Source organism: Acinetobacter sp. UBA3132 (assembly GCF_002364825.1).
Classification (GTDB): Bacteria; Pseudomonadota; Gammaproteobacteria; order Pseudomonadales; family Moraxellaceae; genus Acinetobacter; species Acinetobacter schindleri.
Genome location: NZ_DEZM01000132.1, coordinates 1 through 20,128, shown reverse-complemented (window position 1 = coordinate 20,128; position 20,128 = coordinate 1). Strand labels below are relative to the sequence as shown.

The 20,128-nt window shown below is 44.5% G+C and carries 21 protein-coding genes; 12 read left to right on the top strand and 9 right to left on the bottom strand.

Features of this window, described 5'->3' with window-relative positions; genetic code table 11:
- Positions 1-198 precede the first annotated feature (198 nt).
- Together pncA and mhpT are read right to left on the bottom strand one after the other, a co-directional pair.
- Positions 199-828: a bifunctional nicotinamidase/pyrazinamidase gene (pncA, locus tag B4033_RS06945; protein ID WP_008305864.1), complete on the bottom strand. Its 630-nt coding sequence runs from the start codon at positions 826-828 to the stop codon at positions 199-201.
- Positions 829-1,439: 611 nt separating this feature from the next.
- Positions 1,440-2,654 (bottom strand): 3-(3-hydroxy-phenyl)propionate transporter MhpT, encoded by a 1,215-nt coding sequence (gene mhpT, locus B4033_RS06940; protein WP_004813883.1) that lies wholly within the window; start codon positions 2,652-2,654, stop codon positions 1,440-1,442.
- 718 nt (positions 2,655-3,372) lie between these two features.
- On the opposite strand from mhpT, the gene dapA reads away from it, so the two are divergent.
- From dapA to B4033_RS06915, 5 genes are all read left to right on the top strand, one after another.
- Positions 3,373-4,272, top strand: coding sequence for a 4-hydroxy-tetrahydrodipicolinate synthase (dapA, locus tag B4033_RS06935; RefSeq protein WP_286832838.1), 900 nt, complete (start codon positions 3,373-3,375; stop codon positions 4,270-4,272).
- 12 nt (positions 4,273-4,284) lie between these two features.
- The gene (locus tag B4033_RS06930) at positions 4,285-4,890 is read left to right on the top strand and encodes a hypothetical protein (protein WP_004890926.1); all 606 of its coding nucleotides are present in this window, start codon (positions 4,285-4,287) and stop codon (positions 4,888-4,890) included.
- Between the two features lie 37 nt (positions 4,891-4,927).
- Positions 4,928-5,647, top strand: coding sequence for a phosphoribosylaminoimidazolesuccinocarboxamide synthase (gene purC / locus B4033_RS06925; protein WP_005220503.1), 720 nt, complete (start codon positions 4,928-4,930; stop codon positions 5,645-5,647).
- 193 nt (positions 5,648-5,840) lie between these two features.
- Positions 5,841-6,473 carry a YrbL family protein gene (locus B4033_RS06920; RefSeq protein ID WP_048882133.1) on the top strand — a complete coding sequence of 211 codons (633 nt, stop codon included), beginning with the start codon at positions 5,841-5,843 and terminating at the stop codon, positions 6,471-6,473.
- Positions 6,474-6,632: 159 nt separating this feature from the next.
- Entirely contained in the window at positions 6,633-7,298 is a 666-nt protein-coding gene (locus B4033_RS06915; RefSeq protein ID WP_071320115.1) for a YrbL family protein, read from the top strand.
- Between the two features lie 372 nt (positions 7,299-7,670).
- Here B4033_RS06915 and B4033_RS06910 read toward each other — a convergent pair whose 3' ends face one another.
- Positions 7,671-8,945 (bottom strand): replication-associated recombination protein A, encoded by a 1,275-nt coding sequence (locus B4033_RS06910; RefSeq protein ID WP_103799789.1) that lies wholly within the window; start codon positions 8,943-8,945, stop codon positions 7,671-7,673.
- A gap of 265 nt (positions 8,946-9,210) precedes the next feature.
- Between B4033_RS06910 and B4033_RS06905 the strand changes: the two genes are divergently transcribed.
- On the top strand, positions 9,211-11,346 hold the full coding sequence (locus B4033_RS06905; protein WP_286832834.1) for a putative bifunctional diguanylate cyclase/phosphodiesterase: 2,136 nt from the start codon (positions 9,211-9,213) through the stop codon (positions 11,344-11,346).
- A 10-nt stretch (positions 11,347-11,356) separates the two neighbouring features.
- On the opposite strand, the gene B4033_RS06900 is transcribed toward B4033_RS06905, so the two are convergent.
- Entirely contained in the window at positions 11,357-11,809 is a 453-nt protein-coding gene (locus tag B4033_RS06900) for a YcgN family cysteine cluster protein (RefSeq protein ID WP_286832832.1), read from the bottom strand.
- Positions 11,810-12,002: 193 nt separating this feature from the next.
- On the opposite strand from B4033_RS06900, the gene B4033_RS06895 reads away from it, so the two are divergent.
- A complete protein-coding gene (locus B4033_RS06895) occupies positions 12,003-12,161 on the top strand; it encodes a DUF1328 domain-containing protein (RefSeq protein WP_004647174.1) in 159 nt (52 codons plus the stop codon).
- Positions 12,162-12,254: 93 nt separating this feature from the next.
- Here B4033_RS06895 and murJ read toward each other — a convergent pair whose 3' ends face one another.
- Together murJ and ampD are read right to left on the bottom strand one after the other, a co-directional pair.
- Positions 12,255-13,805 carry a murein biosynthesis integral membrane protein MurJ gene (gene murJ / locus B4033_RS06890; RefSeq protein WP_286832830.1) on the bottom strand — a complete coding sequence of 517 codons (1,551 nt, stop codon included), beginning with the start codon at positions 13,803-13,805 and terminating at the stop codon, positions 12,255-12,257.
- 65 nt (positions 13,806-13,870) lie between these two features.
- On the bottom strand, positions 13,871-14,455 hold the full coding sequence (ampD, locus tag B4033_RS06885; RefSeq protein WP_103799792.1) for a 1,6-anhydro-N-acetylmuramyl-L-alanine amidase AmpD: 585 nt from the start codon (positions 14,453-14,455) through the stop codon (positions 13,871-13,873).
- A 180-nt stretch (positions 14,456-14,635) separates the two neighbouring features.
- Here ampD and nadC point away from each other — a divergent pair, with 180 nt between their 5' ends.
- Positions 14,636-15,481, top strand: coding sequence for a carboxylating nicotinate-nucleotide diphosphorylase (nadC, locus tag B4033_RS06880; protein ID WP_286832828.1), 846 nt, complete (start codon positions 14,636-14,638; stop codon positions 15,479-15,481).
- Positions 15,482-15,603: 122 nt separating this feature from the next.
- On the opposite strand, the gene B4033_RS06875 is transcribed toward nadC, so the two are convergent.
- A complete protein-coding gene (locus B4033_RS06875) occupies positions 15,604-15,726 on the bottom strand; it encodes a hypothetical protein (protein ID WP_004813902.1) in 123 nt (40 codons plus the stop codon).
- Positions 15,727-15,882: 156 nt separating this feature from the next.
- Complete coding sequence (gene rph, locus B4033_RS06870) at positions 15,883-16,599, bottom strand: ribonuclease PH (protein ID WP_004813903.1); 717 nt, start codon at positions 16,597-16,599, stop codon at positions 15,883-15,885.
- 198 nt (positions 16,600-16,797) lie between these two features.
- Here rph and B4033_RS06865 point away from each other — a divergent pair, with 198 nt between their 5' ends.
- The gene (locus B4033_RS06865) at positions 16,798-17,427 is read left to right on the top strand and encodes a TetR family transcriptional regulator (RefSeq protein WP_286832826.1); all 630 of its coding nucleotides are present in this window, start codon (positions 16,798-16,800) and stop codon (positions 17,425-17,427) included.
- Positions 17,428-17,510: 83 nt separating this feature from the next.
- On the opposite strand, the gene B4033_RS06860 is transcribed toward B4033_RS06865, so the two are convergent.
- On the bottom strand, positions 17,511-18,125 hold the full coding sequence (locus B4033_RS06860; RefSeq protein ID WP_286832824.1) for a thiol:disulfide interchange protein DsbA/DsbL: 615 nt from the start codon (positions 18,123-18,125) through the stop codon (positions 17,511-17,513).
- Positions 18,126-18,306: 181 nt separating this feature from the next.
- On the opposite strand from B4033_RS06860, the gene ubiG reads away from it, so the two are divergent.
- From ubiG to B4033_RS06845, 3 genes are all read left to right on the top strand, one after another.
- Entirely contained in the window at positions 18,307-19,035 is a 729-nt protein-coding gene (ubiG, locus tag B4033_RS06855; protein ID WP_048882125.1) for a bifunctional 2-polyprenyl-6-hydroxyphenol methylase/3-demethylubiquinol 3-O-methyltransferase UbiG, read from the top strand.
- On the top strand, positions 19,032-19,715 hold the full coding sequence (locus tag B4033_RS06850; protein WP_004813910.1) for an HAD family hydrolase: 684 nt from the start codon (positions 19,032-19,034) through the stop codon (positions 19,713-19,715). Before ubiG ends, B4033_RS06850 begins: the two co-directional genes overlap by 4 nt.
- Positions 19,716-19,778: 63 nt before the next feature.
- Positions 19,779-20,128, top strand: a 350-nt coding sequence (locus B4033_RS06845; RefSeq protein ID WP_286832822.1) for an SDR family NAD(P)-dependent oxidoreductase, incomplete at its 3' end; no start/stop codon positions are given.

Below are 20,128 nucleotides of genomic sequence, written 5' to 3'. Positions count from 1 at the left end.
CATCAAGGCAAAAGCAGAAAGCAGAACCACCCACAAAGCAAAGGTCTTTTGGACAAACTGGCTAAATTGAAGGAGTGCTAACATGTGGGAAATCCGGGGGCATTTAAAAGAAAATCGAGGCATCGTTTGATACCTCAAAATATATAAATATATCAACTCGTCTGAAAGCAGATCAGCTCAAAAATAAAAAGCCAGCGCTTAAGCCACATCGATTATATCTTTCAGATAAATCCTTTTTACCCCCTGAGCCAGCATGTCCTGCCAAGCATGTTGCAGTGAACCATTCAGGTCAATGCCTTTAGTAGCATCCGCAATTACATAGGACTTAAAGCCCAGTTTGCAGGCATCCATCGCCGTCCACGCCACACAGAAATCGGTGGCAATTCCAACAATAAATACCGTATCGATGCCACGTTCTCGCAGATAACCTGCCAGACCGGTACTAGTTTTCCGGTCTGCTTCCATAAAAGCAGAGTAACTGTCGATATTTTGATGAAAGCCTTTGCGAATAATCAGCTGCGCTTGTGGCAGATCCAATTCTGGATGCAGTTCAGCATCCGCAGTGCCCTGCACACAGTGGCTTGGCCAGAGCACCTGAGGGCCATACTCTAGCTGGATCGTGTCATAGGCAGCTTTGTCAGGATGATGAGCTGCAAAGGAAATGTGATTTTCTGGATGCCAGTCCTGGGTCAGTACAATATTACTAAAGTATTGTCCTAGTTGATTGATATTCGGAATAATCTGATCCGCACCTGCGACTGCCAGATTACCTCCCGGGGTAAATCCCTTCTGAACATCCACAACAATCAACGCGGCATTCTGCTGCATACGCTCTCATTCCTTGAAATCTTGATGATGCCCAAGCATAGCCTAAAAACCATGCTGTTTTTTAGTCCCAGTGACAAAAATAGAATGACTGCGCATTCTGACAAAAATCATATTCGGGCAATTCTTGGGCCAAATCGCGTACAAAACATAGGTAGATTTTGGCTTTACCTAGCGATGCCACATGAAAGTAAAAATAAGCCCGTGTATAACGTCGTATATAGCCAATCAAAATATTCCGGCATTGCATCATCAGCTTAAAGACAATGATGTGTAGATTTACATCATCCATACACGCTTGATCTTCAAAGTTAAGCCATGCCCGTCGAGAAAGAGAGTGTGTTTGAGTTTCAAGGAGATGAGGTAACTCAAGCTGAATTTCGCCCTGAATGATCCATAGCGTATAGTTTTGATGTTGTTATAGCAAATGCGCAATACGTAGTTTTTGAGCCAAGCACTCTTTCCTATTTGTAATTATTTTTCAGTGCAATCATGACAAATATGGCTAAAGTCGAATAGCGACATAGGTTTTAAGAGGTTCATTTATGTCGTTTGAATCATCCTTTAAGGCATAAAAAAACCCGCATCCTGCGGGTTTTTTTATTCAGTTTCGCTTATGCCGCACTGTTCATTTTACGAACCAAGAACAACATGAATACTGCTGAGATAATAATACATGGGATCGCTGCTGAGATTACACCCGCCGCACCGAAGCCTGCAGTTAACAGACTACCTGCAATTGCTGGCCCAAGCATTGCACCAATACGGCCTACTGCTGATGCCACACCAACACCCGTACCACGAACTTCTGTTGGGTAAACGATACCACCGAAGGCATACAATACACCTTGACAGCCAATAACGAATGCACCCACTAGTGCTGATGCCATGTACATCTGTGTTAATGAACCTGCAGCGTTTAGCGCCAATAGACCAGCCAAGATACCGCCGTACATTAATAGAATGACGTATGCTTTCTTCCAGCGGTCAGTTAACACACCTAAAATCACTGTACCTACAGTCGCACTTAGCATGAAGTAGAACTGAGCAGTAGCACCTTCTTTACGTGTGAAGCCAAGTTCTTGGAATAGAGATGGCAACCAGCTCAGCATGATGTATACCACCATCAATGTGAAGAAGTAACTTACCCAGATGAACATGGTACGTAGCAGGTTTTGTGAGTTAAACAGATCTTTAAACGCACCTTTAGGCGCAGCATCAGCAGGTGCATTTTCTGCTAGATCTTTCGCTTTTAAGTACTCTTTAGACTCAGGCAATAAGAACATCATCACCGGAATCACGATGATTGGTAATAATCCCCCGAGGTAGAAAATGTTTTTCCAGTTTGCACCAAATTCAGTCGCTGCAATCAATGACAGAATTGCTGCACCGACTGGCATACCACAGTACATCAAGCCGACTGCACGACCACGATTTGCAGGTGTTACAGCTTCAGATGCAAGCGTAATCAAGATTGGCATTGCCGCCCCGAGACCCGCACCTGCCAAGAAACGTACAGCCAATAATGAGTTAAAGCTATTGACCCATACTGTACAAAGTGTGAATACAGCGAACACCGCTGTAGACCAGATCAAAACAGTCTTACGGCCAATACGGTCCGCAATACGACCACCGACCAGTGCACCAGGCAATAGACCCAGAATCCCTGCACTGAAAAATACACCCAATTGTGAGCTATCGAGACCAAAATGCTCACGAATACCCGCTGCTGCAATACCTGCAGCCTGAATATCTAAGCCTTCAATCACTGCAATCAGAAAACAGATCGCGACCGTGACGATAGCATGCTTATTATCTGATTTTTCCATTGGATTATCCTTGTTCAATCAGCGTTCAAATAGAGCCGTCATCATCTATGAGACCGAAGTCGGATTTAACTACCAATAAGTTGAATGTTTTAGTGGGATATACAGATACAGGAGTCGGTGCTGTTGTTTGAGATACAATCCTTAGAAAGTCGCAAAAACAATTATTGTCATTGCCAGAAAATTCCTGTTTAAGGATTTAAGGCTTACAGATCAGCTAAAAAAATCCAACATTCAATAAATATCTGAAGTTTCATTAATACCTAAAAAGAATTATTACAGGGATTTCAATGCATTTTTAACCATGTCTATCCTTGTATTAGTGATATGTTTTAGCTATTGGATAATCATTTATAAATCTTAACAAATCGCTTAACTATTTGAATTTTCAATGTAATAACTTACTTAAACAGTCATTTATATGACAATTCTATTTAAGTGTCCAATTATCCAGACCATGTGAAAATACTCTTCTCTTTTTATCGTTTTACAAGAAGCTTCATTCTTTTTATTGCTTGCTTGTTGTTACAGAGCTTTGTATAAAGAATTGAGTGGCTTTCAGCAAAGCATATTGTTCTTATGCTGCTGATCAGTCATAATTTGCATACGCAATATTCAATTCGGCGCAAATGCATTGAATTTGCTACAAATCAAAATACAAACCCATCCCAAATATGTTTTCTCATTCTCTTCGGATGGACAAATAGGATAGTTTTTTAAAATGACTCAGCAAGCACAGACCATTCAGGGTTCCATTGTCGCAATCGTCACCCCTATGTTTGAAGATGGCAGCGTAGATTGGAAGGGTCTCGAGAAGCTGGTTGAGTGGCACATTGCAGAGGGCACCAACAGTATTGTCGCGGTTGGTACAACAGGTGAAGCGTCTACACTCAGCATGAGTGAACACACGCAAGTGATCAAAGAAATCATTCGTGTCGCGAACAAACGCATTCCAATCATTGCCGGCACAGGCGCAAACTCAACACGTGAAGCCATTGAGCTGACCCAGGAAGCCAAAGACCTGGGCGCAGATGCTGCACTTCTAGTCACTCCGTATTATAACAAGCCAACTCAAGAAGGCCTGTATCAGCACTATAAAGCGATTGCTGAAGCAGTAGATCTGCCGCAAATCCTGTACAACGTACCAGGTCGTACCGGTGTGGACATGTCAAACGAAACAGTGATTCGTCTGGCAGATATCCCGCAAATTGTCGGGATTAAAGATGCGACAGGTGATGTTGAACGCGGTGCTGCACTGATTGCTGGCTTACAAGGCAAAGACATGACCGTCTATTCTGGTGATGATGCAACGGCATATCAGCTGATGGCACATGGTGCGAAAGGTAACATTTCTGTAACTGCCAATATTGCACCAAAAGCCATGAGCGAAGTGTGTGCCGCTGCTATTCGCGGTGCTGATGCTCACGCTGAAGCACTTAACGCTCAGGTTGCAAATTTACACAATATTTTATTTTGCGAATCGAATCCAATTCCTGTGAAATGGGCACTCCATGACATGGGCCTCATCGGTACAGGTATTCGCCTGCCGTTAACACCACTTGCAGAACAATATCGCGCTCCGCTTCATGAAGCACTTGCTGCAGCGGGCGTCATTAAATAAGAGCACAATACTATGCAATTACGTTTAGGACTTATCCTTGCCCTTTCAGCATTCAGTTTAGCGGGTTGTAGTTCAATGGCCTTTAAAAATGGCACTTTGGATTACAAGGACACCACTACGCTAGAGCCTCTGCAATACCCTGAAGGTGCTATGGTTCGTCCTGCAACGCCATTGTATCCTGCTCCGACAGTAGATCCGCTTGCGATTGAACATGCACCAAAACTGGAAAATGAACGTGGCAACCGTTTTGCCCTGCCACGCCCTTCTGCTGAGCCAGTTCGTTCAACTCAAGCTGATGAAACTGTTACAGATATAACAGGAAAGCCGCAACTGGTGATGGATGGAAATCAAAATCCGTTGCTCAAAATTGATGGAAATGCTGCTACAATATGGCAATACACTCTTGCCACGCTCAGCAGCCTTAACCATTCCATCGTTGGTCAAAGCAAAGATCGTTACCAGGTAACGATTAAGGTCGATCAGCAGACCTATGTTTTAAGGCTCTCTCCTGCAGGTTCGAGTAACACCCTGGCTGTGTTTAATCCTGATAACAGTTTTGCCGATCGCGAAAAAGCAGCAGAACTGTTAAACCAGATTTACCAAAATTGGCCAGCCTAGACATTTTCTAGGCATTTTTTTTGTAGAAGGTTCCCTCATGTTAAAACAAACCTTGCTCTATACTGGTAAAGCGAAATCTGTCTATACCACAGACAGTGAAGACCACCTGATTTTAGTTTTTCGTGACGATGCGTCAGCATTCAATGGCGAAAAGATCGAACAACTGGATCGTAAAGGTAAGGTGAATAACCGTTTTAACGCCTTCATCATGGAAAAGCTGGCTGCTGCTGGTATTGAAACTCATTTTGAGAAGCTATTAACGCCAAACGAAGTATTGGTAAAAAAACTCAAAATGATTCCAGTAGAGTGTGTTGTACGTAACTATGCTGCGGGTTCTTTATGCCGTCGTCTTGGTGTTGAAGAAGGTAAAGAGTTAACACCTCCTACATTCGAATTGTTCTTTAAAGATGACGCCCTTGGCGATCCAATGGTGAACGAATCTCAAGCGATTGCTCTGGGTTGGGCAACTGCTGAACAACTGGCAAAAATGAAAGAACTGACTTACCAAGTGAACGAAGTGCTTAAAGCATTATTCGAAGCCGGCAATATGCTTCTGGTTGACTTCAAACTTGAATTCGGTGTGTTCCACGACCGTATCGTACTGGGTGATGAATTCTCTCCAGACGGTTGCCGTCTATGGGACAAAGATACCAAGAAAAAACTGGACAAAGACCGTTTCCGCCAAGGCCTGGGCGGTGTGGTTGAAGCGTATGAAGAAGTTGCTGCACGTTTAGGTATTGATTTAGACAATATCTGATCTGTTATCGATAGATTCAAAAAACCGGGCTGAATGGCTCGGTTTTTTGTTTTTATGCTTTTGCAAATCATCGGTTTAAATATCATTTCCATGTCAGCACATGAAATTTTTCTTATTTTTAGGTAGCATTAACCCATCTGTCCATTTCGCCATCGGCCTAGGATGAGATCCCTCGACTTATCAGGAACATTACATGATGTATAAAATTGATGAACTTACCCGTCTGGGCCAAGGATGCTCAAAAATTGTTTTTCAGCACCCCGAGCAAGACGATAAGATTATCAAGATCATGAATCCGGATCGTGTAGATATTGATGGGGGCTGGAAAGGTCATGGCAAGATCAAGCGCCAATTGTCTCAAGGGGCGTATAAACAGTTCCGCCGTGAGTTATTGCAATACCTGCAATTATGCAAGAACAACTATCAATATAACCAGTTTGAGTTTCCTGTTGAAACTCCGTATGGCTTTGTTCAGACCGATAAAGGTTTGGGGCTAGTCGTTGAAAAAATTATCAGCCCAAATGGCAGAGGAATTACCCTGCATGAGCTTTGTCGTGAAAAACAATTTACCGAGAAGCATGCTCAGGCTTTGGATCTCTTCTTTGATCAGTGTTGTGACCTGCATATTGTCTATGGTGAAGTGAATATTGCCGGCATCATGTATACCGAACAGCGGCATAATAAACCTGAATTTGTTCTGGTCGATGGTATGGGTGAAAAACTGCTTATTCCATTACGTGCCATGAGCAAGCGTATTAATGCTAAAAATGTGCGTAAAGTTGAGGCTAAAATTAAAGCGCAGATGCAGAAGCTGCTCGAAGCTTAATTTACAATTTTTTTGAGCTGAACCACTCAGTTATTTGATTTATTTCTCAAGCGGTTACCATCGTGTACTCCTTTCACCAAGGGTATTGGGCGGGCTTTTTCGTGTATTTTATGTTACATTACGGTTAAAAATTCTCCCATTTATTTTATTCAGGTCTTCATGATGTATCAACTTAATGATCTTACCCTTCTAGGTAAAGGCGGTTATAAACTGGTTTATCAGCATCCGACTGATGAAAGTAAAGCCATTAAAGTGATGAACCCAAACCGCATCAATGATAACGGTGAATGGGCACATCTCGGCCGTTTTAAACGTGGGCATGCTCAAGGTGTATATAAGCAATTTCGCCGTGAAGTATTGCAATACCTACAGCTGTGTAAAAATCATTATAAGCACAACATTTTTAGTTTCCCGATTGAAACACCCTATGGCTTTGTGGAAACAGATCAGGGCTTAGGGCTGGTTGTCGAGAAAATTATCAGTCCAAATGGCAACGGCATTACCCTGCACGAACTCTGCCGTACTGGCGAGTTTAATGACACACATGCCAAAGCACTGAATGAATTTTTTGATGCCTGCTGCGATCTGCATATTGTTTATGGGGAAGTGAATATTGCCGGCATCATGTACAGTGAAAAGCGCAGTGGTAAACCGGAGTTTGTCCTGGTTGATGGTATGGGAGATAAACTGTTTATCCCGCTACGTGCCATGAGTAAATCTCTGAATGCCAAGAATGTACGCAAAATTGAAGGTCGAATTCGCCATAAAATGGATGAATTGCTGCAATCTGCTCAGCAGAATCAAATCGAAAACCGGGCTGCCTAGCTCGGTTTTTTATTGCCTTCTACAATCATCGAAAAAATGAATTCTATTAATAAAAATAATCAGTTTTACATCTCTGATCAAAGCTCTTAAAATCATTTCTATAGCAGGCGAGGTCATGGCATTAGAAGTTATTTTCGCCAGACTTGCCGATCAGAATTTTTTCTACCCTCTAGGATGTATCTCCCCCAAGGACATCCTATTTTCAGCCCGGTTCTCCCTGAACTGGGCTTTTTTTTGCACACCTTTTTAAGTTTCTAAAAAAGTAATGGACTTGCGACTGAGTTCAGCCTGAGTTGATCGTACAGCTTTTGGCAGGAAAACCAATAAAAATAGACACCTAAAAGGATAAACCGTAGATATCCGTAGAAATTTTTATTGCTGCTGTTGCTGTTGTTGCCAGCGGCGTTGCTGTAAGCGTTCTCCTTCAACCTCACGTTTATTTCGTGCTGACTCATATAGCCTGGTTCCTTTCAGTTCCGGTGGCATATAATCCTGTAGTACAAAATGTTCTGGATAATTATGTGGATACAGATAATCTACACCATAGCCCTGCTCTTTCATCAGCTTGGTCGGTGCATTACGTAAATGTAATGGTACTGGCAGATGAGAAGTTTTATCTGCCAATTCCATGGCTTTATTGATGGCCAGATAGGTGCTATTGCTCTTGGCACTGGTGGCCAGATAAACTGCACATTGTCCTAAAATAATCCGGCATTCCGGCATTCCAACGGCCTGAACAGAACGGAAGCATTCTCCCGCCAGTAACAATGCATTTGGATTGGAGTTACCAATATCTTCAGAGGCGGCAATCAGCATACGGCGTGCAATAAAGACTGGATCTTCACCACCCTTTAACATCCGTGCCATCCAGTATAGTGCTGCGTCCGGATCACTGCCACGAATCGATTTGATAAAGGCTGAGACCAGATCATAGTGCTGCTCACCAGACTTATCATAGCGGGCAATATTTTGCTGCGCTACCTTTACCACCACCGTGTTGGTGATGATATTTTCCATATCCGGTTCAAAGGTGCTGGCAACCAGATCTAGCAAATTAAGTGCTTTACGTGCATCTCCTGCTGCAAACTGGATCAGGGCATCGAATTCTTCAATCTGGATATGACGTTCTTGTAAGAAACGATCAGACTGAATCGCCTGAGTCAATAAAGTCTCAATTGCCTCGGCACTTAAAGCGTTTAGACTATAAACCTGACAGCGTGACAACAAGGCACTGTTGACTTCAAAAGATGGGTTTTCGGTGGTGGCACCAATCAGGGTAATTTTGCCCTTTTCAACCGCATTTAACAAAGCATCCTGCTGAGACTTATTAAAACGGTGAATCTCGTCAATAAACACCACGGGGGTCAGCAGATCACCACCGTCGGCAATAACTTCACGGAGTTCTTTCACCCCGGTATTTAATGCGGACAGGCTGACAAAGGGCCGGTCCACTGCCTGTGCCAGTAAAAGTGCAATTGTGGTTTTGCCTACACCGGGTGGACCCCAGAAAATGATAGACGGTAAATGCCCCTGATCAATCATCTGACGTAAAGGTGCATTTTCACCGAGCAGGTGATCCTGCCCAATAATTTCCCTGAGGTCACGTGGCCTCAAACGTTCAGGAAGAGGGATATGGCTGTCTGACATTTTATAATGGGCTCACTTTTAATCTGTTTGCATTCTAGCATTAGCTGTTTTTAATTCCGAATATGAAGTTTGTCTAGCTTCTGTCTCTGTACCGACGTATGACAATATTTTTTTATCATTTCAAGTGAATTAGACCTTGCATCTTCATACAAATTTGATCATATTCTTTTTAGATCAGCTAGCGCTGAATGAATGTTCTTTTATTCTAATAATAGATAAGTGGGTCCGGGGTTAGATCAAATAAAACCTCTGTATCGGTGAATACATGGAATTTGATAAGCAGAATTTGGACACTTTTGCCCGGTTTGAATCACCGGATTCATTACCGTCAGATACTTTCAGGTCGACCACTGGCCCAGAGCTGACATGTATCCAGGATTTTGCTGATGCCCTTCCTCAACCAATGTGGTTGCAGACTCGGGATGAGATTGAATATTTTAATACGGCCATGCAGGACTATCTCGGGATTGACCTGAATGAGTACGGTCGGGAATACTGGCAACGGTTTATTCATCCTGATGATTTATCTAATTTTATTAGCGAATGGCATACTGCACTGAATAAACGTCAGAATGCAGAACTGCAATGCCGGATCCAGAAACTGGATCACGGTTATCGTATGTGTCTGCTGAACATGAAGTTTCATTATGAAACGGGTAGCCTGCTGCGCTGGGCTATCACCCTGACCGATGTGCATGATTATTTTGAAATCCAGCAGCAACTCTCTCAGATCATTGCTACCCAGCAAAATATGCTGGATGCAAGCTTAGACTGCATAAAAATCATGACGCCTGATGGTAAATTGAGTCATGTAAACCGTTCTGGCCGACAGGCTTTGGGACTGTCCGAAACCGAACAGCATTTTGGTATGTCCTGGCTGAATCTGCTGCCTGCCGAGGTCTGTCCATCTGGCAGGCGTGCGCTAAAGCGTGCTGCCCAAGGTATGAATGCCCGTTTTTCCGGCACTAGCCAGCTACAGGGTCAAGCACCAGAGTATTGGGATAATTTACTCACTCCAATCGTGGATGAACACAATGTGACTCGACAGATTCTGTGTGTTTCACGTAATGTCAGCCAGCAAAAACAGGTGGAAACCCGGCTGAAAGCAGTCACAGAAATTGATGAGCTGACTGGACTATATAATCGCGGTACCTTCTACAAACAGTTTAAACGCGTCCTGTTCAGAGCACGGCAACAACAGAGCCAAGCCGGGCTGCTCCTGATTGACCTAGACTATTTCAAGCATATCAATGACACCTTAGGGCATATTGCCGGTGACCATCTTTTACATGTCCTGGGGGAACGCTTCAAGAACAATCTTGGACCTGAAGCCATCGTCTCCCGTTTAGGGGGTGATGAATTTGCTGTCTTGGTCCAAAATCTTGAGCATGAATCACAGCTGTTAGAGGTGGCTAAAAAGGTCTGTCAGCAGATGGAAATACCGATCAGTTATGCCGGTAGAAGTATTAATAGTGGCATCAGTGTTGGTGGCGCCATTTATCCCCGTGATGCCATCAACAGTTCCAACTTATTAAAGTGTGCCGATATCGCACTCAATGATCTGAAAAACAGTGGTCGCGGTGGCATCCGCATGTTCAGTCAGGAAATGTTTGAATCGCTGGACAAGATGACCCGTCAACTAATTTTGGCACGTAAAATTATAAATTCAAACCAGATTATTCCTTACTATCAACCCAAGGTACGCCTGTCCGATGGTGCGGTGATTGGTTTTGAAGCATTGCTGCGCTGGAAAGATCAGCACCACCAGGTTCAGCTGCCATCCCGTATTTTCTGTGCTTTTCAGGACTATGAACTGGCCTCAAGAATCAGCGAAACCATGCAGCTGAAAGTCTTTGAAGATATGACCCAATGGCAGGAACAAGGCTTAGAAGTTCTGCCAATCTCGATCAACGCAGCGCCTGTCGAATTCCTACGTGACGATTATGCTGAAAAGTTATTAGAACGGCTGTCTCGCTTTGATATTTCGGCAGACAAGGTTGAACTGGAAATTACCGAACAAAGTCTGTCAGAACGGGGAGCTAATTATGTCATTCGTGCACTGAACTTGTTAAAACAGGCGGGCATTCATATTTCTTTAGATGATTTCGGTACCGGCCATTCTTCCCTGACCCGTTTACAGGAATATCCGGTGGACTGTATCAAAATTGACCGTAACTTTGTGGAACGCCTGAATACTGATCCCTCGGCACTAGCAATTGTCAAAGCCATTACCCAGATCGGGTCCAGTATTGAGCTTGATGTGCTGGTAGAAGGTATTGAAAATACTGAGCAACTTTCTACCCTGATCAATTGTGACTGCCAGATCGGACAAGGTTTTTATTTCTATCGGCCAATGGCGGGTAGTGCAGCACAGCAATTACTGCATAGCACTGTGTGTTAGAACGAAATTTCTAGCGCACCCAGCGCACAATATGATCTTCCATTTCGTCTTCATCGACTTCGAGCTCACTCAGACAGCGGCCTGCGGCTGACTTGCGCGCTTTAATGACACTTTCACGTGAACCGCTGATCAGGTAATGCCAAGACAGCAAGTGTTTTCCTTCAGCCACCCGGCGATAGGCACAACTGGCTGGTAACCAGTGAATAGCCGCCAATTTTTCAGGCGTGAGCTGAATACAATCAGGCACGAATTGTAAACGGTTGGGATAATCTGAACAGCGCGCGGTCTGACAGTCAAGCAGTTTACAGGCAACGCGTGTATAGGTGACTTCCTGAGTATCTTCATCTTCAAATTTAATGAGACAGCAGAGCCCGCAACCATCACACAATGCTTCCCACTCCTGAGGCTTCAGCTCGTTCAGGGTATAGTGTTTCCAGAATTCAGGACGCAAAGTATCAGTCATAACAGCAGGCAGAGATGAGACAGGAGCAATCTATTATAGCAGCCCTGCACAAAATAAACGTACTGTAAGCATCTGATAACTATACTCACACGATTACTAACTATTAGACAGATTATCAACAAAAGGTTAACAGTTTGAAGAGCTTATTGTCCCTATACTAATTTTGAGAATAAAAACACATGGAGATTCAAAGATGTTTCGTTGGGCTATTATATTCGCTGTTATTGCATTGATTGCCAGTTTACTGGGTTTTGGTGGAGTAGCCGGTCTGTCTAAGGATTTCGCGATTATTCTGTTGGTAATTGCGGTTATTCTTGCAATTGTTGGTTTCTTGTCCCGCGGTAAGGTCTAGAGTAACGGATCTTGTCCTGATTCAAGACCATCTACCGATGGAATAAGAAGTAAAAAATAAGAGCCTCATGGCTCTTATTTTTTTGCATGAATTTTATGGTTTCAGATGTCGTGGTCGGAAACCGGTCAATACCAATGCGAGCAAATAAACTGTGACTCCGACAATGCACAGCCCGATGACTTCAGCCACACGGATCCATTGCGATACCTCACCATTATACCAGGTCAATGCATATGCCAACGCTGCGATCATTGCAAAGTTGGCAAAACCAAACTGCAACATGAGCTTTTTCCAGTGGCCACCAAAACGGAAAATATCACGCTTGTGCAGATAGAAATATAGCATTCCGGCATTGACCAAAGCTGAACCTGAAGAAGCTAAAGCCAATGCCATGTGTTCTGCATGCCAGTCAATCAGCTTGAAGAAGCCAATAAAAATGACGTTCAGAATCGCGTTAGCCGCTACTGCAATTAAACCGACACGTACCGGTGTTCTGGTATCTTGCTGGGCATAGAAACCTGGTGCAAAAACTTTAATCAACATGAATGAAATCACGCCAGCACTCATACACTGGAGCGCCATTGCTGTCATCTGGGTATCTTCCAGATCAAACTGGCCACGCTGGAACAGCGCCTGAATGATCGGCGTAGAAAGCATGAACAGTGCAATACTGGCCGGTAGGCCGACCATCACAATCACTTTCGCCGCCCAGTCAATCATGCTACGGAATTTTACCTGATCCTGTTCGGCATGACGTGCCGACAAAGATGGCAGAATCACGGTACCAATTGCCACGCCAATCAAGCCCAATGGCAACTCCGTCATACGTTCAGCGCTGTAAAGCCAGGATACCGAACCATCCTGCATAAAGGATGCCCAGATAGTATTCAGCAACAGGTTGATCTGCGTCACTGAAACACCAAACAGGGCTGGCAGCATCAGTTTCATGATGCGGTCTACGCCTTCATGCTTGAAGTCGATTTTGGGTGGAATCAGCAGTTTCTTGCGCCACAGTTCCGGAATCTGAATCGCCAGTTGCAAAGCACCCGCAATCAATACTGCCCAACCCAATGCCATGATCGGTTCGGCCATATACGGGGTAAGCCACAAGGCGCCGGCAATCATTGCCACATTCAAAAGCACAGGTGCAAAAGCGGGTGTAGTGAATGAACCGTAGCTGTTCAGGATACTGCTGGCAAAAGCCGTCAGTGACATGAACAGCAGATAAGGAATGGTCAGGCGGAACATGTCCGATGCCAGTGCGAACTTCTCTGGATCTGCATGGAAGCCAGGTGCATAGACATAAATAATGGCGGGTGCAGCCACCATGGCCACGAAGGTCAGCAGGCTCATGACGGTAGACAGACAGCCAAATACCCTACTAATCAGGATCTGTACCTCGGCATGCGTCCGTGTGGTTTTATATTCGGTCAGTACCGGAATAAAAGCCTGTGAAAAAGCCCCTTCCGCAAACAGACGCCGGAAGAAATTGGGAATACGGAATGCGACCACGAAGGTATCGAAGTCCTTGCCTGCACCAAAGACATTGAGCAGTACAATATCCCGGACCAGACCCAGTACCCGTGACAACATGGTCATCGCACTGACAATGACGGTCGAACGCCACAGCGCCATACTGCTCACCTAATGTTTAAATTTTGCCTATTGTAATGAAACTTCTGGCAGAAGTTCATTGCTTTATCACATTCCTATTCAGGTATTGATGTATTTTTATAATGATGCAATTGTTCACGGAATGCGACCCAGTTGAAATGTAGGCCTGGATCAGTTTTACGTCCCGGGGCAATATCAGAATGTCCGGCAATATGTTGCTGGATTTTTGGATAATGGGCTTGCAGACAGGCCGTCACCTGTACCAGTGCATCGTACTGTGCCTGCTCGAAGGGAAGGTCATCGCTGCCTTCAAGCTCAATCCCGATAGAATAATCATTGCATTCTTTCTTAGCGAGATAGGTCGAACGACCCGCATGCCAGGCCCGCTCATTAAAATTGACAAACTGCAGTACTTCCCCGCTACGCAGAATTAACAGATGGGTAGAGACTTGCATGCCCTGAATGGTCTGAAAATAAGGATGTACTGACCAATCCAGCTGATTTTGGAAAAACTGCTCAATATAACCACCGCCAAATTGCGAGGGCGGCAGGCTGATGTTATGCACCACGATCAGTTGAATCTCGGTATTTTCCGGACGCTGGTTAAAATTGGGTGAGGGAATCTGGCGTGCACCGATGAGTTGTCCATCCTTCACATGAAACGCAGGTGCTTGTTGCATAAAAACTTTCCTATCCCCAATCAAAATGACTGCTGCGCAATGCAGCTGGCTTAATGCTAAAACTTTCGTATCCAAATCTCAATTCAGCTGTGATGACTGTACGAAAAATCGCTCATTTTTATGTAACAGTGCTAATATAACGCGCAATTTTCACGGCTTACAAAAGATACGGAAATACTCATGAGCATATCTCAAGCTTTGCTAGAACAGTCGATTCAGATGAATATTCAACAGGCGCTGGCTGAAGACATTGGTGATGGTGACATCACTGCCATGCTAACACCTGAAGATGAACAGGCGACTGCCACCATTATCAGTCGTGAGAATATGGTGCTGGCTGGGCAACCTTGGGTGAATGCTTTGATTCAAGCCTACGATCCAAAAATTGAAGTGATCTGGCTGAAGAATGACGGTGATCGTGTCGGGGCCAATGAAACCTTCCTGAAACTGGCAGGTTCTGCGCGTAGCCTGCTCACGGTAGAACGTCCGGCATTGAATTTTGTCCAAACCCTGTCTGCAGTCGCGACCAAAACAGCAAGCTATGTCAAACAATTAGAAGGTTTAAATACCAAACTATTAGACACCCGTAAAACCATTCCCGGCCTGCGTATTGCACAGAAATATGCCGTAGCGATTGGAGGTGGTCAGAATCATCGTCTGGGGCTGTTCGATGCCTTTTTAATTAAAGAAAATCACATTATGGCAGCCGGTGGGATTGAACAGGCCATTGCCAAGGCACATCAGATAGCACCAGGTAAACCGGTAGAAGTCGAAGTAGAAACCTGGGATGAGTTAAATCAGGCACTTGAAGCCAAGGCAGATATCGTGATGCTGGATAATTTTAGCCAGCAGCAAATGATTGATGCGGTGAAGCATGTAGCAGGTCGTTGCAAACTGGAAGCTTCGGGCAATATTACGATTGAGAATTTACGTGAAGTGGCTAGTACAGGTGTAGATTATATTTCGATGGGCGTTCTGACCAAGGATGTGAAAGCAATTGATTTATCCATGCGTTTTAATGCTTAGATCTTGCTGAATACGCGTTAGAAGAAGGGTGCGAAGCACCCTTTTTTTATTTTTAGATTTTTTTGCGCAGTTTTTGCACAAAAAATAATAAAGATGAATGAAGTGACACTGGGGTATGATGACTAATTGGTATTTTGTCCTGCTGGTGCAGAAGCACCATCCCGATCTGCATCACGGGAATTATTATCACAGGCAGTCAGACCAAGAACGGTACAGACTGAAAGTGCCATGAATAATATTTTCATACGTTGACCCTCTATAGTTAAGTAGATTGAAAATCATCTCTCGAAACATAGCGATACAGTAGATAGGTCCTGTTCAATTTTTGTGAGGCAATGTTGAAGCCTAAGAATACCCATAAAAAAACGCATCCGAAGATGCGTTTTTCACTAGAAGATAAATTACCAGCCTAAAGCTTCTTGCTGTTTCTTGATCAGCTCTTGGATGCCCTTCTCAGCCATTTCCAGCATGTCATTGCATTGGCTACGGGTAAATGGCTTGTCTTCTGCAGTGCCTTGAATTTCAATAAATTCACCAGCTTGAGTCATCACGACATTCAGGTCAGTCTGGCAGTTAGAATCTTCTTCATAGCAAAGATCCAGTAATACTTCATCTTTGAAGATACCCACAGAAATTGCAGCAACCAGACCTTTAAGTGGATCTTGCTTGATTTTTTTCTTCTCAAGCAACACATTCATCGCATCAATCAATGCTACCGCAGCACCGGTAATAGAGGCTGTACGTGTCCCGCCATCTGCCTGGATCACATCACAGTCGATAGTAATCGTATTTTCACCGAGTTTTTTCAGGTCCACCATAGCGCGCAGGCTACGGCCGATCAGACGCTGGATTTCCTGAGTACGGCCACTCTGTTTGCCACGTGCCGCTTCACGGTCGCTACGGGTATGTGTTGAACGTGGCAGCATGCCATATTCTGCGGTTACCCAGCCTTGGCCCTGACCTTTCAGGAAACGGGGAACCGAGTTGTCAATGCTGGCAGTACAAAGCACTTTAGTATGACCAAATTCAACCAATACTGAACCTTCCGCATAACGTGTGTAATTGCGGGTAATTTTGATGTCACGTAATTGATCTAATGCTCGCTGGTCGATACGCATAAATAAGTCCTGCTTTGACTGAAAAATAATTGCGGCTCAGTATAACAGAAGCCTCTGCCAAGATTGCCCGGCCCTTGGCATGATTTACAAAATCAATTCAGTCTTGTTCGATCAAAATACAAAATCAGGCCATCTGAATGGCGCTGTGTGATTGCTGATTTTTTGTTAAACTTAAAGGGAAATATCGAGAAGATTTTTATGTCTTTACGTGCAGAACGCAAACAGCAAAGTCATCAGGCAATACTAGATGCCGCACTGGTACTGAGTAGCCGTGGTCGTGCATTTAGCAATATCAGCCTGCGTGAACTGTCCCGTGAAGTTGGAATGGTGCCGACAGCGTTCTACCGGCATTTTAAGGACATGCAGCAATTGGGTATGGAACTGCTCGATCAAGTCGCCATTAATTTAAAAGGTGTCTTAAATCGGCTGGTAGAAGCTTACTGGTATCAAGTACATTCAGATACTGAAACCTCAATTGGTCTTTTCCTTCAGGCTGTTGAAGAACATCCTGAGCCATGGCTATTTTTTAGTACAGAACGTTGGGGCGGATCAGACTTTTTGCGGACCAGTATTGAGCGAGAACTGCAATTTTTAGTTGCTGATCTGGTCGATGAGCTGGGAAATCTTTATTCCGCTCAGGGAATCAAATCGCCTCAACACTTGAAGCTGCTGATCCAGATGCTTGTGGATTTATCCCTGAATTGGGCGATGGGTTGGCTGAGTATTCAGGGTCTGTCAGATGTCAATCTTCAACAAAGTCGCGCGGCAGAATTTAAAGCTCAGACGGTTATTCAGATGAAACTGCTATTTCAAGGCATTCATGCATAAACAGCCTTCAGGCAGCTAGAATAGATATTTTCAACAATAAAAAACCTGCAGCAAGGTGCAGGTTTTTTAAGATCAGGCAGAAATTATTTTGCCTTACGCTCTTTTTCTACCAAGAAATTTACCACCTGAATTACTTTGGCATCATCACCCTGAACGACATACTTACCATTCACGGTCACGGCTGGCACACCCGTCAACTGATAAGATGCGGCCAGATTTTTCGCCTGGGCGATTTTTGAAGAAATCGGGAATGATTTATACGTACTGTTAAATTTCGCTTCTGAAATACCATAACGGGTATAGAACTTGGCGAGTTGTGCTTGTTCTAAAATTGATTTTTGCTTCGCATGGATATCATGGAACAACTGCAAGTGCGCTTTTTGACGAACACCCAAGGCTTCAGACACATAATAGGCACGTGCTGCCTGTTCCCATAGTGGGTTCATCGCAGCTGGAGTACGGACAAAACGGATATCTTTAGGCAGTTGTTTCAACCAGGTCTGCATATGCGGTTCAAGTGTGTAGCAGTGACCACAGCCATACCAGAAGAATTCACGTACTTCGATTTTTCCCGGCTTTTCAACTTTGACTGGCTTAGCCAGCACTTGATAGTCTTGGCCTGCTACAAAGTTGGCCATCGCACTGCCAGAAAATGCTAAAACAGATGCAGCAACAGTGCCTAAAATAAATTTTTTCATTGGAATTATGATCCTCAAAATCTTTATGATTAGCTTATGCAGATACTATAAATCAAATATGCGGCTTTCGTTTTTATTCTGTGAACTTTTTTAAGGCTTTTATCGCTTTTTTTGCAGGAAGCGCTACACTAATCAACATTGAACTTTTTTAAAATATAACGACTTGATTGAGGTGACACCGATGTCGCAATTGAATGTTGATCCACAAGAAATTGCCAAATTTGAAGCTTTCGCAGCCATATGGTGGGATCAGCATTCCGAGTTCCGCCCTTTACACATGATTAATCCACTACGTCTGAACTGGATTGACGAACATGCTGGCGGCTTGAGCGGCAAAAAAGTTCTGGATGTAGGCTGTGGTGGTGGCATTCTGGCCGAAAGCATGGCACGCCGTGGTGCTGATGTGCTTGGTATCGATATGGGTGAAGCACCCCTGAATGTGGCACGTCTACATGCGGAACAGGAAGGTGTCAGCAATATTCAATACCGTCAGGTTCCTGTTGAGCAACTCGCCGAGGAACAGGCGGGACAATACGATGTGGTGACCTGCATGGAAATGCTGGAGCATGTTCCAGATCCGGCATCGATCATTCAGGCTTGCCATAAGCTGGTAAAACCAGGCGGGCATGTGTTCTTCTCGACCATTAACCGTAATCCGAAGTCCTATCTGTTTGCCATTATTGGTGCAGAATATGTGCTGCGTATGCTGGCACGTGGTACGCATGACTACAGCAAATTTATCAAGCCATCTGAACTGGCGCATGACATCCGCAACGCTGGTCTGAAATTAAAAGATATGACGGGTCTGCACTATAACCCGCTGACCAAACGTTACTGGTTAGCGCCAAATGTAGATGTTAACTATATGGTCTATACGGCAAAAGAACAGGCGAATGGAGCTGCTGAATGAAAGCAGTTCTCTTTGACCTCGATGGTACCTTAATTGACACTGCTGCCGACTTTGTCCGCATTATTCAGGATATGTGCCGCGAAGAAGGCCGTGAAGTAGTAGCACCAGAGTTGATCCGCACTCAGGTTTCAGAAGGTGCTCGTGCCATGGTCAAGCTGGTCTATCCGGAACTCGAGCTGGAAGATCCACTCCTGCTGGCGCATCGTCAGCGTTTCTTAGACCTATATGGTGCTGATATTGCAGTAGATACTGACCTGTTTGACGGCATGTATCCACTGCTGGAAGCTTTGGAGGCACGCAGTATTCCTTGGGGTATTGTCACCAATAAACCACGCTGGTTAAGTGAATCGCTGCTTGCGGCATTGAATCTCTCAGAGCGCTGTTCGGTACTGGTCTGCCCGGAAGATGTGGGCCGTACCAAACCGGATCCGGAGCCAATGTATCTGGCAGCAAAACAGATTGACCTGGCGGCTAAAGACTGTATCTATGTCGGCGATCATCCACGTGATATCGATGCCGGACGTGCAGCCAATATGTATACTATTCTGGCAGCCTATGGTTATCTGCCTTTAGAACATAAAGATAATTTAAACGCCTGGCAGGCCGATTGTATCGTGCATAGTGTAGAAGAATTACATCAACGAATTCAGGATCTGGTTTTAAAGCCAGTACTCGGCTAAAACTCAGGTTCCGGTCAGAACATTAAACTTCACAACAATAAGCAAGAAATAAGGAGGTCGTTCATGAAGTATTCAGAATATCAACCTCGCTCAGACCTGTTAAAGGATCGTATTATCCTGATCACAGGTGCCGGCGATGGCATTGGACGTGCAGCAGCGATCAGCTATGCCCTGCATGGCGCGACGGTAGTGCTGCATGGTCGCACCCTGAACAAGCTTGAAGTTATCTACGATGAAATTGAAGGTTTGGGTGCACCACGCCCGGCAATTCTGCCTTTACAGCTTTCCAGTGCTTCTGAGCGTGATTACGAGCTCCTGTTCGAAACACTGAGCAAACAGTTTGGTCGTCTGGACGGAATTCTGCATAATGCAGGCATGCTCGGTGAACGGATTGAACTGGCAAACTATAGCCC